The following is a 15,543-nucleotide window of genomic DNA, read 5'->3' as shown; positions in this document are numbered from 1 at the left end:
GTGACATAAAAAGGATAGGGTGTGAGATAGAACACAAAAATCTTGTCTTGCTCAGCCTAGCATACTCTTAGCTTGAAAAGATGCACTCAATTTATTTTAACTGAGTCAGCGTTGCATACAGCGTATTGATATCGCTAACTTTGATAATAACTAGTGAGAGTAATATTGCAATGCCATTTCTGTACCGAGTAAGCGCTCGACTAAAGCGCATAGTCTATCACTATATTTAGTGGCGTGAAAAGTTAATGGCGGTCTAGTAATGGTATTTTTATTACTAGTTTTTTGTGACAGATTTTCTCGTTTTTCACTCATCAATGATGCAGACAAGTTGTTTGCAATCAATAGCTGTCTAACCCGTTCAGCAATTGCTTGACCAGAATCAATGACCTGTATCGATAGCTGCTGCTGTGCAATCTCATCTAACAAGAATGTCTTAAAAAATGGATAATGTGTACATCCCAGCACCAACTGATCAACACCTTCATTAGCAAATATTCGTACCTGTTGACGTAACCTTTCGGCTGTTTCGTCTTGTTCTGACATACCTGCTTCTACCCAAGGCACCAGTTGCGGATCAAAATACTTAGTGACTACTGTATTATTAGGTTGAGCAAAATTGATGATAACATCATTTAATAAGGTGCCATTCAACGTCGCTTTGGTTGCTAGCACCGCTACATGACCACTCTTACTCGCCAATACCGCAGGCTTTAATGCAGGGACAAGACCAACAATAGGTATATGTGGATAGCAACGTCGGGCAGTATCTAGCGCATATGCTGAGGCACTGTTGCAAGCAATAACTATTAGCTTACAGCCTTGCTGATGTAACCATTCTACGGCTTTTAGCGTTAGCGTTTCAATATCTTCGCTGTCGCGATTGCCATAAGGTACATTTAGCGTATCGGCATAATATACATAACGCTCAGTAGGCAGCTGCTGTGCCAAATGCAAATAAACAGACAAACCGCCAACACCAGAATCAAACACGCCAATGGGCGCGCTACGGTTTTTATCGCTTACAACTGTGTTACCAGCATGTTTATTGACATCTACTAGATCAATAGCTTTGAGACTCTGGTCAACAGATATATCAACACACGGTCTGAGTTTTTCGACTGTCTGGTTTTTGATATCCATCTTCATGCTAATGCCATTATCATATTATTCATTAATTTCATTACTCAGTTAAATGCTATATATGTTGCATGTATGACGTTACTCTACGTCGGCTCTCTATCGACTCCCTTTATACGATAGGAATTTTTCAGACCAATAGAATCAGGCGACATTGTAAAATTATAGCACTCATCGGCATACAGCAATTAATAGATAGACATAATACTTACTCAGTAGGCATCGATAATGAGTAAGATTGGCCACCACTCTGTAGCGTCAATAGCGTCTTACCATTGTCTTCTGATAATGCTCCAATTTCAGTCAGGTGATAAAAAGTATTGCGGCCAATAAGCGCAGTCAATCCATTTCTGACCATCATGTAAGGGCGTACCTGCTCTGTAGACGCTAATTCCTGAGAATCTGCAACATCGTCAGCGGTACTCACTTGATTCGCTTGATCGCTTTTACTAAAGTCACTGTTATTAGAGTCGCTGTCATTAGAATTATACGCCTTTAATACAATCGAATGCTCATCGTCTAAACGAACCACATCCCCTGTCGTCGTTGTAAACTCCAACCAACTCATATCATCTTCATGGACAATACCAACATCATTGATCAGAAGTGGTACATCTTCAACTTGGATACGGATTTTCTGTACAGGGGTCTTCAAAAAGTACTCAGTAGTGCCATTATTTTCTTCTTTCCATAGTATTGTAGCAAACAAGCTGACCAATGACTCACGGGTCATTTGCCCGCCTTCATGCCACCACTCTCCGTTTGCCTTGATAGTCAAATCCATATCAGCAATATCTTCAGGATGCCATTTTTCAAGTGGTGGTATCGCACGCCCTTCGCGAGTCCCTTTCGTAGACTTGATGTACTGGCTTAGTGCATCTAAATTATCTAAGCTACCTGGGCTAGAAGGCTTACTGGTTGGTGCTTCCACTATTCTCTCATGGCTGTCTTCAGTGCTATTATTATCGTTATTCATTATTAATTCCTTTATTTAGTATTCAAAGTTTGGCTTATCTATTATTACTATAAATTTTTGTTTCAGGTATGATGAAACTTTATCGTTATAACAACCTCATATTCTTAACATTACCTTAGCATCGATACTCATAAATGCGTATCGTGTTTGTAGGACTTTTCTTTTATAATGAGTAACGATTTTTTATTGAAATGGTCAAGTGGGTGTTGTATTGATGACACATCTTACGTTATGCGTTGATATCCTTAGATAAATCGGTATTAACCATGACGGGTCAATTGATGCCGCAAAGACAGTTTTATCGGGCAGCCATATGTCTGAGTGACGTTAGCGCCGCAAGTCTATTATTCAGTTGTTAAGCTAATGATGCCCTGAGATAAGCCACTAAAAGTTTAGGAGTAGGTATGCAAGAGCAAGACAATCAAACGCCAGTTATTGATGGTAATACTGTGAATGCTGACGCACCAGTAGCGACAGAGACCGCAACGCTAGATAAAGCAGAACCAGTCGTAGCGCCAGTTGCCGCAGAACCTGAAGTCGAACGCGAATCAATGGAGTTCGATGTCATCATCGTTGGTGGTGGGCCTGCAGGTCTGTCTGCTGCCATACGTTTGCGCCAGCTCGCTATTGAAGCTGGTAATGATGAGTTTATGGTTTGTGTGGTCGAAAAAGGCTCTGAGTTTGGTGCCCATACCTTGTCTGGTGCAGTCATCGAGCCACGCGCTCTAAATGAGCTAATCCCTGACTGGAAAGAAAAAGGCGCACCGCTTAACGTACCAGCGACAGAAGATCGTTTCTATTATTTGAACTCTGCCACACGCTCAACTAAAGTGCCTGACTCTTTGATTCCAGGTCCGATGCACAATGATGGCAACTATATTGTCTCACTAGGTAATGTCGTTCGTTGGTTGGCCGTACAGGCAGAAGAGCTTGAAGTCATGATGTTCCCAGGCTTCCCTGCCGATGACATCTTATACAACGACGACGGTTCGGTCAGAGGTGTGTTAACTGGTGATATGGGTGTGGCCGCCAATGGTGAAGCCAAGCCGAGCTTTGAGCCTGGTTATGAGCTTCTTGCCAAATACACTATTTTTGCTGAAGGTAGCCGTGGGCATTTAGGCAAACGCTTAATCAGCCGTTTTGATCTAGATAAAGATTCTGATCCTCAGCATTATGGTATCGGTCTAAAAGAGCTATGGGAAGTTGAGCCTGAAAAGCATGAGCAAGGCGTTGTCATGCATGGTCTTGGCTGGCCATTGACTGAAACTGGCTCTACTGGCGGCTGGTGGTTGTACTTTGATGAAAACAACCAAGTAAGCTTTGGTCTTGTGGCAGATTTGTCTTACCACAACCCTTACGTGTCTCCATTTGATGAAATGCAGCGCTTAAAAACGCACCCTGTTATCAAAAACGTTTTAGAAGGCGGTAAGCGCATCTCTTACGGCGCACGTGCGTTGACCAAAGGTGGTCTAAACTCACTACCTAAGTTCACCTTCCCAGGTGGCGTATTGGTAGGTGACGACGCTGGTTTCTTAAACCCAGCAAAAATCAAAGGCACGCATACCTCAATGAAGTCAGGCATGCTCGCAGCTGAAGCTATCTTTGAGGCGCTGCAAGCTGAACGCCAGCATGATGAAGTGGTTGCTTATAGCACAATGTATAAAGAGTCATGGTTGTATCAAGATAACTATGAGTCGCGCAACTTCTCACCTGCGATTCACCGTATGGGTCTGTTCATGGGCGGCGCTTTCACCTTTATCGAGCACAATTTGCTAAAAGGTAAAATGCCATTCACTTTGCATGACAATATCCCAGATTACGATCAGTTGGAGCGTGCTAATCATGCTTATCAACCAACCTATCTTAAACCTGATGGTAAGCTAGTATTTGACAAATTGTCGTCAGTATTTATATCTAACACCAACCATGCAGAAGATCAGCCAACGCATCTAAAACTTACTGATCCAACGGTACCTATTTCAATCAACTTACCGTTGTATGCTGAGCCTGCGCGTTTATACTGCCCAGCGGGTGTGTATGAAGTGGTTAAAGACGCTGAAGGCGCTAAGTTTGTTATCAATGCGCAGAACTGCGTGCATTGTAAGACCTGTGATATCAAAGACCCTTCACAGAACATCACCTGGGTAACGCCAGAAGGTGGCGGTGGTCCTAACTATCCAAACATGTAAATCAGGATAATTCTGATTTGAGCTGGTACAGTTAATATCATTAAAACTGTACTCCAATAAAAACCGCCCTTCTCTATATAAGAGTCGGGCGGTTTTTTAATGCTTAGAACAAGCAACTTTTACCAATCAATGCTGCTTAGTCTGTCCAAGCATCACGGTTGGCTTCATCTCTGAGTTTTACAAAGTTATCAGGATCAAACTTAATCTGATCGCCTGTTTTACCCTCTTTTACCTGACGCTCATAGTCACGTAGTATTCTTAGCGCAACAGGAGACAAGAGCAAGATAGCCACTAAGTTGACCAACGCCATCAGACCCATAGACAAGTCAGCGAAGTTCCATATAGCAGGTAAACTTGCAACAGAGCCAATAAATACCATACCCAACACTAGAAAGCGGAAAACCATGATCATCACTTTAGCGTTTTTGGTACCAGAGATAAACTCAAGATTTGACTCACCGTAGCTATAGTTGGCGATAATAGACGTAAACGAGAAGAAGAAAATCGCAATCGCCACGAACACTACGCCTAGGTCACCCACATATTGTGATAAGGCTAACTGAGTTAACTGAATACCTTCTTGCTCGACATTAGGGTCGACCACGCCAGACAAAATAATAATCGACGCCGTCGCGGTACAAATGATAAGGGTATCCATAAATACACCTAGCATCTGCATAAAACCCTGCACTGCTGGGTGATCAGGATGACTCTTTGCCGTTGCTGCAGCATTCGGCGCTGAACCCATACCTGCTTCGTTAGAGAACAAACCACGTTTGATACCGTTAATCATCGCCTGCGCAATACCATAACCGATGACACCGCCTGCTGCCTGCTCAAAGCCAAATGCTGATTTTACAATCAACGCGATCGCTGCTGGAAATTGACTGAAGTTAGTCACGATAATGAATAGCGCTAGTAAGATGTACAAGATAGCCATCACTGGTACGATTTTACCCGCGATACGAGCTACTGAGCGCAAACCACCGAATACCACTGGCGCTACCAGTACTACCAGTACCAAACCTGTCATCCATGTTGGCACACCAAAGGCTTCATTGGTCGCTTGAGCGATGGTGTTTGACTGCACGCCGTTGAATGCCAAACCAAAGGCTACCAACAAACATAATGAGAAAAACACAGCAAGCCAGCGTTTGCCTAGACCTTTTTCGATGTAATAAGCTGGGCCACCGCGGTACACATTATCATTGTGCGGTACTTTGTACGCCTGTGCTAAGGTCGACTCGATAAAGCTGGTCGACATACCGACCAGTGCCGTCATCCACATCCAGAATACAGCACCTGGACCACCTAGATAGATGGCGATTGCCACACCTGCCAAGTTACCAGTACCAACACGGGCTGCCAGTGATGTCATCAAAGCTTCAAATGAGCTGATACCACCATCTTTGCGTCCTTGGTTGGACACGCGTAGCAACTTCCACATATGACCAAAATGACGAAACTGAATAAAACGTGTCACGACGGTGAAGTAAAGACCCGCACCAATTAGTAAGAACATCAGTAATCCATACCAAGGGTTACTAGCAATCAGCCAATCATTGTTACCCCAGATAATACCGACACCATAATTTACGATGTTATTAAACCAACCTACTATCCCTTCGTTCATATGGGCTCCTTATTCATTCTTTATACGCGTTACTTAAATTTCATATCGATATCATATTTTGATTGCCATGGACTATATAAGCCTCTGTGCAAAATACCTGATACCAAAAAGACACGTGCATGATATAGATATTGAGCGACATGCGACCATCACGTTTGCTTATCGACTTCATATAATTATTTTTAAAATAAATAATGCTTATGTTTCATCTTATATAGAATAGATTAAGTGATAATTTAATCGCACAAATTACACGGTTGCCGTACCGTTTCCGTAACGTCGGGTTTTTCAATGAAAGCTAAGCAAACTAATTTTTAGTAATTTATCTATTATTCATGCGCAGTAGTTTGCAATTATCTATATTAAACCGTGCTAATATGAATTCTATATCCGTTTAGACTGTTTTATGGTTATTGAAGCTATCAGGCAGTGCAAGCAGCTATCAAGCAGTACAATAGGTTAGCGTGTTAAAAACATTAAAACTCTTGTCAGGAAGACGAGATTGTTAAAAAGACACTGGATAGTCCACCCTTCTGTCTTCCTCAAGAAACGTTATTTCTACCATTCGATGGTTTAGGTCAATACGATGCTTAAATAGTTAACTACTTTTATTTGAAGTAGAGAACTACCGAGCATTAAACGTACTATCACGCATCATCGTTTTCACTATATAAAGCAGTACCTGACTATTTTTTATACTTTTCGTGGTAAAAAATAATCGCAGTTCTTTTTATATTGTTGGTATTTTTTAGGGAAGACAAAAGGAGTTGTCCTATGAAAGATCATAACGATCCATCCGGTTATTGGCGTGCCAATGTCCGTCTCATCTTAGGTAGCCTAGTAGTTTGGGCACTATGTTCTTATGGTTTTGCTATTTTATTGCGTCCTCTTTTAGCCGGCATCAAAGTCGGCGGCACTGACTTGGGTTTTTGGTTCGCCCAGCAAGGCTCCATCGGGGTGTTTATCATTTTAATTTTCTTCTACGCATGGCGTATGAATAAGTTAGATAAACAATATGGCGTAGATGAGGAATAGACCATGAGTCAGTATTTAGTTAATATTATTTTCGTAGGCCTATCTTTCGCTTTGTATTTTGGTATTGCGATTTGGGCTCGGGCTGGGACAACCAGTGAATTCTATGTGGCGGGCGGCGGTGTACATCCAGTAGTTAACGGTATGGCGACAGCTGCTGACTGGATGAGTGCAGCATCTTTTATTTCTATGGCAGGTTTGCTTGCTGCTGGCGGTTATGGCGCATCGACCTACTTGATGGGCTGGACAGGTGGTTATGTACTACTAGCCATGCTACTGGCGCCTTACTTACGTAAATTCGGCAAATTCACGGTGCCTGATTTTATTGGAGATCGCTTTTATTCAAAAACGGCTGCAATGATTGCCGTGGTTTGTTTGATTATTGCCTCTACCACATACGTTATCGGTCAGATGACAGGTGCTGGGGTCGCATTTTCACGCTTCTTAGAAGTAGATAACAACACAGGTCTTATTATTGCGGCGGTTGTTGTATTCTTTTACGCAGTTCTTGGCGGTATGAAAGGGATTACCTACACGCAGGTTGCGCAGTATGTGGTTCTAATGATTGCTTATACCATTCCTGCTGTCTTTATCTCACTTGAATTAACCGGCAATCCAATTCCAGGTTTGGGCTTATTCTCAAACCATATCGAATCTGGCGTCCCTATCTTAACCAAGCTTGATCAAGTCGTAACCGATTTGGGATTCACGGCATATACGGCTGACGTACCTAACAAGCTAAACATGGTGCTATTTACTTTATCACTCATGATTGGTACGGCTGGTCTACCTCACGTTATTATTCGCTTTTTCACGGTTCCTAAAGTTGCCGATGCACGTTGGACTGCTGGTTGGACGTTAGTATTTATCTCGTTATTGTACTTCACAGCACCTGCTGTTGGCGCAATGGCACGTTTAAACCTTATCGACACTATCTATCCACAAGGTGTTGCAGAGCCTGCTATCGACTATGATCAACGTCCAGACTGGATGAGAACTTGGGAAGATACTGGCCTGATTAAATATACTGACCTTAACAATGATGGTCGTATTCAGATGTATAACGATAGTGGACTGGGCGCTGCAGAAGTTGCACTGACCAACGCACAGACTGAAGGTGGTGACGTAGGCGCTGCGACGACTGCGGTTGAAACAGCACGTGCTGCACATGACCTAGAACTTGATGGCCGCTTTGCAGATGCAGGTTGGGCTGGTAACGAGCTCGACGTCAATGCTGATATCTTGGTATTGGCTAACCCAGAGATTGCACAACTGCCATCTTGGGTAATTGGTTTGATCGCCGCAGGTGGTCTCGCTGCTGCACTATCAACTGCTGCTGGCCTATTGCTCGCTATCTCGTCAGCGATTAGTCATGATTTAATCAAACGAAACCTCAATCCAAACATCACTGACAAAGGAGAGCTCAAGGTCGCACGTATCACGATGGGTATTGCGATTGTGGTTGCTACTTATTTAGGTATGAATCCACCAGGGTTTGCGGCACAGGTAGTTGCATTGGCATTTGGTATCGCTGGTGCGTCCCTCTTCCCTGCACTAATGATGGGGATCTTCTCAAAACGTATCAACAACCTTGGCGCTATCGCCGGTATGTTGACAGGTTTGATCAGTATCTTGGTTTACATCTTCGTCTTCAAAGGTTGGTTCTTCATCAGCGGTACTGCCAACTTCCCTGATACAGCGGAGTACTGGCTATTTGGTATCTCACCACTATCATTCGGTGTGATTGGTGCCCTGCTTAACTTTATCGTTGCATTCATTGTTTCTTATGCAACCAAAGCGCCACCGCTACACATTCAAGAGTTGGTTGAAAGCGTTCGCTCACCACGCGGTGCAGGCGGTGCGGTCGACCATTAATCTGACGAATGATGATATGTCTTCTGTTACTATATATCACTCACTGGCAGCCACTGCTGGTGAGTGATTTTTTATCTAAGACTTATTAAAATAATAGTTAGACTATAGTTTTGCTTTGTCCAATTGAACATACCTGACTAAAAGTGCCTAGCGCATTAAGGAATATTTTATGCTTTTTGAGTTTATCGCTACCATCGCTGCCGCATTTGGTATGGCTGGACTAGCACTTATCATAACTCACCTCAGCAAACTGGCAGGCAAACGTGCACCTAAATGGCTGATTCCCTTATTTGCTGCGATTGGTATTTTTGGGTTTCAGGTACATCAAGAATATAACTGGTACGGTCAGCAAGTCCGTCAGTTGCCGGATGGTGTCGAGGTCGTAAAAACTGCCGAAAGTACAGAATGGTTTCGCCCATGGTCTTATGTTAAACCACAAATATTACGTTTTATCGCTGCCGATACTGGAAATACTAGTGTGCAAGTAGACAACCCAAATATATATTTATTCAATTTATATTTATTTGAAAGACGAAGAAGTGTAGAGAAAGTTCCACAAGTTATCGATTGCAGTGTTCCTGCGCGTGCAGATTACGTTATACCAGAAAAAGGTAGCACGCTCACGGTGGATGAACATGTCAAACAGACCACTGCATGGCGAGAGCTAACTACAGATGACCCTTTATTTATCAAAATCTGTACTGATACAAGCGTCTAACCCAATAATGCTTAGTACGGTTATAGTTATGCTGGTTCATTAAATACTGATATCCAGTTGCATTTAATAGCGTTGAGAAGCGGCTGAATAAGTATGCTTCGAGTTGGCTCCCAGCAATAGCCCAGCACACAAACCACCAAAATGTGCCGCAAACGAGATACCTTGCTGCGGCATCAATCCTTGCTTAATGGTCAGCCAATAGCCAGTTCCCATGACGATACAAGCTATCAGATAACCCCAACGCCGCGCAAATATAGCCCCGCCTATCATATAACCTAACATTGCAAAGCAAAGCCCTGATGCACCAATATGGATAGAAGATGGTGACCCGATAACCCAAGTGACCAGTCCTGAGGCAACCACCAGTTTAATCACTGTGCGATAAGCATTTTTCTCAAATAGTCCAAACAAAAACAAAATCTGTAATAGCGTCACCGTATTGCCAGTCAAATGCGACAAGTTGCCATGCATGGTCCACGAAGCAAACACCCCTATCATACTACCTACATCTAAAGCACGTGGCACGATACCAAAGATATTCCATATACCAAATAAGGCCACTTCATTTAGAAAAAACATGCCCCACATCGGTATAAGTACAAAAGCATACAGCCCAATGACCTGCTTTATCCGTACGACAATTAAGTGAAGCAACTGCTGCCAATTCATATACCGTCCTATCCTTATTACCTAGATTTTTTATGCCTATCTTAATGATTTACAGCAAATAGTGGGTGCACAGCAGGTTTGAACGATAATAATGATGCATCTTCATCAGCAGTGAGATAGTTATCCCCATGCAATAATGACGTTGAATGATACGGGACCAAGGCTGTAGGAATAAAGCGACGTGCCGCATCAATATGCTTGATTGAATCATCAAAGAAGATATGCGGCGCAAATGTTCTGAGTACGGCTGTTTTCTCTAGTCCTCCCAAAAAAAACGCCATATCAACATTCACGCCCCACTCTCGTAGTGTCTTGATAGCACGCAAGTCAGCTGGTGCATTACGCGCGGTCACCAGCGCAATTTTTACTGGTGAGTATTTAAGACCAGCAGGGAGGCGCTCTTGCAGGTTTGATAATTTAATCAACAATTCAGCATAAGGGCCTTTTTCAATCGGCAAATCACGCATTTGTACTTCACGATCATGAAAGGCTCGTAGCCCTTTTTGTTTGTATAGCAGTTCACCTGAATCATCAAAAAGCACTGCGTCCCCATCAAAGGCAATGCGCAGCTGCTCAGTATCCAGCTCATAAGTATTCACAGGTGTGGCGTCTAGTATGGCACAGGCACAGATATTGGCATCCGCAACTTGTTGAGCATCGTCGCGATTGGTGGTCAAGAATAGGTCAACGTTAAAGTCTTTGATATAAGGTGCAACAGGGCTACCTGAAACAAAAGCCGAACGGGAGATATTAATACCATGTTCTAGAATTGCATTAAGTACCTGAATACCAGTGTCTGGACTACTTTTTGACACGATAACGACTTCGACCAATGGTGTTTCAATGTCTGAATCCTGTCCATCGCTATTATCAGAATACTTATTTAGGTTTAGTAACGCTTTGATCAACGGATAACCTGCACCAATATTCAAGGGGTCATTTTCACGCTCGGTCATGTACTCCCTAAATTCTTTTATAGCACTTGCAGGTCGTTGCTCTAGCAGCTCTAGCAAATAGTTTTCTGACTCAGTCAAATCAAAAAGTGCCGTCGCAGAAATTGCGACGATAAGCGTATTACTAAAATCGACAGCCATGACTATCTCTACTTATAAAATTATATAGGAAAATGAATGAAAACCAGTTTACTACATTCATAAGCCTTTATAACACTAAGAAAAGTTACCATCACGCAGCGTCATAGATTGTGAGTTTGTAAAATATCCCTCTCTTAATTCTTAGTCAAAATATCAGCCAATAAAAAAGCCACACTGCTTTATTAGCAATATGGCTTCATACAATAACTCTATAAGCTATGGTTTAAGTTTAGGTTCAGCCTACCCCAACAGCACAAGCGAGATGGCAGGGAACATCACCAAGATAACCAAACGAATCACATCAGAGACAATAAATGGAGCCACCCCGCGGAACATCTCACTCAGCTTAATGTGCGGTGCCATCGCCTTAATCACAAAGATATTCATCCCCATCGGCGGCGTAATCAAACCAAGCTCCACCGTCAATACCGCAATGATGCCAAACCAGACTGGATCAAACCCTAACGCTAGAATGATGGGATATACCACGGGAATGGTGATTACCAACATCGCTAACGCATCCATGAACAGTCCTAATAGGAAGTACATGAACAAGATACAGATTAGGACAATCATTGGACTGACCGCCAACCCACCGATCCAAGATGCCAAGGTATAAGACAAGCGTGAGACTGAGATAAAATACCCCAATGCCTCTGCACCCAGTAGCATAAAGAACACCACTGCAGAGAGTGCTAGTGTCTCAATCAATGACTGCTTAAGACCATCTAAACGCATACCTTTAGCAAGGGCATAAGCCCATGAGACAAAGGCCCCTACTGCGGCGCCTTCTGTTGGGGTAAATAGTCCAAAGAAGATACCGGCAATAATCACAATGAAGATAAAGCTAAACGGGATCAGACCAGTCAGCGACAGCAGCTTGGCTTTCCAAGACGTTTTCTCACCACGTTTTGCTAGATGCGGTTTCCAGCGTACCATCACCATGACGGTGAGTGAGTACATTACCATACCGAGCATACCGGGTAGGAAACCAGCGATGAACATGTCACCTACTGACTGCTGGGTTAAGATGGCGTAGACCAGTAGAGCAATACTGGGCGGAATCATAATACCAAGTGTACCGCCAGCGGCTAAGATACCGCAGGCAAAGCCTGGCTGATAGCCGTACTTCTCCATTTGCGGTAACGCCACTTTGGTCATGGTAGAGGCAGTAGCAAGCGATGAGCCTGAGATAGAGGCAAAGATACCGGATGAACCAATACCAGCAATACCAAGACTACCCCTTACTCCGCCAAATATGGTTCGGGTGGCTTCAAAGAGTTTACCTGCCATGCCGGAGTGAGTGGCAAACACGCCCATAAGAATAAATAAGGGAATGGCACTAAAGTCATACTTTGCTAAGACATCGACTGGGATGTCTTTGAGCATTTGCAGAGCACCACTAGGCGCGGTGACCGCACCAAAACCGACTAAGCCTACCCCTAACATGGCAAGTGCGACGGGTACGCGTAAGACGACAAGCAGGATCATGACCACTAGGCCAATCGCACCGATAATTTCTGGACTCATGCGCCTGTCTCCTCGGCGTCAAAGAATTCGCCTGTCTTAAAGATGTTGATGGATTCGATCAATGAGCGAATGGCTAGTAGGATGCTTAAGAATGCACTAACCATATAGATAGGCATCATAGATATGCGAAGATCTTGGGTGACTTTGCCGTACTCTAAGGCGTCAATGGCGCTCTCGTAGAGTCCCCATGAGAAGACGATGCCGATGACAAAGAAGCCCATCATAAAGATACCCATAAGGTAGCCTTTGATAGACTGTGGCATTTTCTGGGTGAAGACGTCGACGATGATTTGTGAGCGTTCGACAAACGCGGCAAAGGCAGCTAACAATGCAAATAGCATAAAGTAGGAGACAATCTCTACACTGCCTTTGACGGTGAATCCAAACTCACCGCCGGTGAGTTTGAATATGTAGCGTGCGACGACGTCGAGCATGGTGGTTAGGACGATGATGATGAGACTCACCCCACCGATAAACTGGCATAATCTAGAGATTAAAACACTGAGCTTGACTAAAAATGCCATGTGACACCTCCAATTAGGTTAGACCTTACAGGCAGCACTGGCAGCTTTTGCTTTTTCATAGACGCCATCAGCATCTAAACCCAAAGCGTTAACGTCACTTAGATATTTTTGGGTTCCTCTTTCAAGTGGCCCTTTCCAATCTGGATCATTTAGTGGATCAGGAATCTCGACAATTTCATCACCTTTATCTTTAGCAGCTTGAATTGCCATCTGGTCATGCTTATCAAATACTTCGCCAACTTTACTGGCCAACGCCATTCCTGAGTTTTTATCCAAAACTTGTTTTAGATCGTCAGGTAAATTGTCGTATTTGTCCTTGTTCATCGTGACCATAAGCGCTGAACTATAGAAAGGAATATTGGTATGATATTTGGTAATCTCATCGATTTTAAATGCTGTTACCGCCTCCCAAGGGAAACTCAAACCATCAACGACACCGCGCTGTAGAGAGGTATACATATCGTTTGCAGGTAAACCGACTGGTGAAGCGCCTGCACTTTCGATGATGTCACCTGCCACAGCTGAAGGACGGCGAATACGCATACCTTTCATATCTGCAGGCGTACGAATTAACTTATCCGTTGTATGAAGTGCACCAGGTCCCCCACCATACATAAATAGTAAATGCGTATCTTCGTACTCACTCGCCAAAGTACCGTCATCATATAGGGTCTGTAGCATACAGCCCATTTGGGTTGCTGAGTTTGATAAACCTGGAAGCTCAGTAATCTGAGTCAGAGGAAAGCGACCATTGGTATAACCATGCGCTTGTGAACCGATATCGATCGTACCTTTGGCAGCAGATTCATAAGTAACATCTGCTTTAGCAAGACCTGCTGATGGATACAGCTCAACTTTTAGACGGCCGTCAGAATCTGTTTCTATCTGTTTAGCCCAAGGCTCAAAGACTTCTTTGCTAATAGATGAGGTTGCTGGCCAAAAATGTGAAAACCGTAGCACGGTAGTTTCTTGAGAAGTCGCTGATGAGCCATCAGTCGTATCAGCAGATTGGTTAGAACAGCCAAGAAGACTAATAGCGGCTAAAGCACCAATTGAAAAAAGAGGAGCTAACTTCATTATCAATTCCTTTTGATAATTATGAGAATAGGAGTAAGGTATTACGAGCAGACAATCCGATTCATCCTAGATTAAATTGGCTACAAGGTTTAGAGATATTTTTTACATACCTGTAATAAAAGTACTGTTTAAAATTAGCAGCTATAATGATAGAAGTCAAATCATTTTGAGCAGATTATGAAGGATATATTCATATTATAGATATATTTCTGATACTTGAATTGTCTACATAAATAATAGAAAAAAGTAAGCAGACTAAAATAATTTTTCATAAAAAAGCTCTCAGCCTGTTATCCAGTTGAGAGCTTTTTTGTATAAATATTTTATGAGCTTATAGAAGCTGCTCTAGGCAGTTATACAAATAATAATAGTGATAAAGCGTTATCCTTCCATCTGCCATTTATCATCTACCCATACAGCATCGTTATCATCTAGATGCACATGCCATTCTGCATCAGTTACCGCAAGGCGAATCTGGGTCAAACACTGTAGCCAATGCTCTAGGGTATACATAAGATCTCCTACATCCATACTAGCAGGCAACTTCGTAGCTCCTGCTAGTATTACCTCTGACTCACTATCATCATATGCATAGAGATCGAAAGTCTCTGCATCATCTGCATGCTCGAAATTTTCATTATATTCATCGACTATTGACGCGATCTTTTCTTGCTCCTGTTGAGTCAAGAGAGTAGAACGTTCAGCAGTATAGTAGAGTGAAACGCCCATAATATGCTCCAAAATAAATGACAAATAGTAGATTCTAGAAGTGAATAAATAGTATCACATCAAACTGATTTGTAGGAAAGTTTGAATTCTTGACCTGAGCACCGCAAAAATTGCATGCCAATTTTAGGCAGCGCAAAAATTGCATGCCAATTTTAGGCAGCGCAAGAGCAAATCCTATTCAAAAGATTTGCTACGTAGGTCACTAGAAATAAAAGATAGACGCAAAGAAAAGCCCCCTCCGCGTTAGCGAAGGGGGCTTTTACTTTAGAATAGAGAGCTGACGATGACCTACTCTCACATGGGCGAACCACACTACCATTGGCGCTACGATGTTTCACTTCTGAGTTCGGGAAGGGATCA

At 43.0% G+C, this 15,543-nt stretch carries 13 protein-coding genes and 1 rRNA gene; 4 read left to right on the top strand and 10 right to left on the bottom strand.

What is annotated here, in order from left to right; all coding sequences use genetic code 11:
* Positions 1 to 150: 150 nt before the first annotated feature.
* Entirely contained in the window at positions 151 to 1,146 is a 996-nt protein-coding gene (gene murI, locus ACQKCP_RS12340) for a glutamate racemase (RefSeq protein ID WP_427612515.1), read from the bottom strand.
* A 199-nt stretch (positions 1,147 to 1,345) separates the two neighbouring features.
* A complete protein-coding gene (locus ACQKCP_RS12335) occupies positions 1,346 to 2,113 on the bottom strand; it encodes a DUF1285 domain-containing protein (protein WP_427612514.1) in 768 nt (255 codons plus the stop codon).
* A gap of 551 nt (positions 2,114 to 2,664) precedes the next feature.
* Between ACQKCP_RS12335 and ACQKCP_RS12330 the strand changes: the two genes are divergently transcribed.
* Positions 2,665 to 4,302 (top strand): electron transfer flavoprotein-ubiquinone oxidoreductase, encoded by a 1,638-nt coding sequence (locus ACQKCP_RS12330; RefSeq protein WP_201579865.1) that lies wholly within the window; start codon positions 2,665 to 2,667, stop codon positions 4,300 to 4,302.
* A 136-nt stretch (positions 4,303 to 4,438) separates the two neighbouring features.
* Here ACQKCP_RS12330 and ACQKCP_RS12325 read toward each other — a convergent pair whose 3' ends face one another.
* Entirely contained in the window at positions 4,439 to 5,935 is a 1,497-nt protein-coding gene (locus ACQKCP_RS12325) for an alanine/glycine:cation symporter family protein (RefSeq protein WP_427612513.1), read from the bottom strand.
* A gap of 774 nt (positions 5,936 to 6,709) precedes the next feature.
* On the opposite strand from ACQKCP_RS12325, the gene ACQKCP_RS12320 reads away from it, so the two are divergent.
* The 3 genes from ACQKCP_RS12320 to ACQKCP_RS12310 all read left to right on the top strand — a co-directional run bounded on the left by ACQKCP_RS12320 (position 6,710) and on the right by ACQKCP_RS12310 (position 9,560).
* A complete protein-coding gene (locus ACQKCP_RS12320) occupies positions 6,710 to 6,970 on the top strand; it encodes a DUF4212 domain-containing protein (RefSeq protein WP_057761855.1) in 261 nt (86 codons plus the stop codon).
* 3 nt (positions 6,971 to 6,973) lie between these two features.
* On the top strand, positions 6,974 to 8,842 hold the full coding sequence (locus tag ACQKCP_RS12315; protein ID WP_057761858.1) for a sodium:solute symporter family protein: 1,869 nt from the start codon (positions 6,974 to 6,976) through the stop codon (positions 8,840 to 8,842).
* 169 nt (positions 8,843 to 9,011) lie between these two features.
* Positions 9,012 to 9,560 carry a hypothetical protein gene (locus ACQKCP_RS12310; RefSeq protein WP_427612512.1) on the top strand — a complete coding sequence of 183 codons (549 nt, stop codon included), beginning with the start codon at positions 9,012 to 9,014 and terminating at the stop codon, positions 9,558 to 9,560.
* Positions 9,561 to 9,623: 63 nt separating this feature from the next.
* Here ACQKCP_RS12310 and ACQKCP_RS12305 read toward each other — a convergent pair whose 3' ends face one another.
* The 7 genes from ACQKCP_RS12305 to rrf all read right to left on the bottom strand — a co-directional run.
* Positions 9,624 to 10,229, bottom strand: coding sequence for a rhomboid family intramembrane serine protease (locus tag ACQKCP_RS12305; RefSeq protein WP_427612511.1), 606 nt, complete (start codon positions 10,227 to 10,229; stop codon positions 9,624 to 9,626).
* Between the two features lie 41 nt (positions 10,230 to 10,270).
* On the bottom strand, positions 10,271 to 11,323 hold the full coding sequence (locus ACQKCP_RS12300; protein ID WP_347164016.1) for a 5'-nucleotidase: 1,053 nt from the start codon (positions 11,321 to 11,323) through the stop codon (positions 10,271 to 10,273).
* Positions 11,324 to 11,563: 240 nt separating this feature from the next.
* Positions 11,564 to 12,853 carry a TRAP transporter large permease gene (locus ACQKCP_RS12295; RefSeq protein ID WP_427612510.1) on the bottom strand — a complete coding sequence of 430 codons (1,290 nt, stop codon included), beginning with the start codon at positions 12,851 to 12,853 and terminating at the stop codon, positions 11,564 to 11,566.
* The gene (locus tag ACQKCP_RS12290) at positions 12,850 to 13,377 is read right to left on the bottom strand and encodes a TRAP transporter small permease (RefSeq protein ID WP_057761870.1); all 528 of its coding nucleotides are present in this window, start codon (positions 13,375 to 13,377) and stop codon (positions 12,850 to 12,852) included. The genes ACQKCP_RS12295 and ACQKCP_RS12290 overlap by 4 nt, the downstream gene beginning before the upstream one ends.
* A gap of 18 nt (positions 13,378 to 13,395) precedes the next feature.
* Positions 13,396 to 14,454, bottom strand: coding sequence for a TRAP transporter substrate-binding protein (locus ACQKCP_RS12285; protein WP_298811632.1), 1,059 nt, complete (start codon positions 14,452 to 14,454; stop codon positions 13,396 to 13,398).
* Between the two features lie 381 nt (positions 14,455 to 14,835).
* Complete coding sequence (locus tag ACQKCP_RS12280; protein ID WP_427612509.1) at positions 14,836 to 15,183, bottom strand: hypothetical protein; 348 nt, start codon at positions 15,181 to 15,183, stop codon at positions 14,836 to 14,838.
* Between the two features lie 275 nt (positions 15,184 to 15,458).
* Positions 15,459 to 15,543 (bottom strand): 5S ribosomal RNA (gene rrf / locus ACQKCP_RS12275); the annotation flags it as partial.

Origin of the sequence: Psychrobacter sp. NPDC078631, from assembly GCF_050268165.1 — a bacterium.
GTDB lineage: Bacteria > Pseudomonadota > Gammaproteobacteria > Pseudomonadales > Moraxellaceae > Psychrobacter.
Note: the sequence above shows the minus strand (reverse complement) of the source record. Positions and strands in the feature narration are given on the sequence as shown.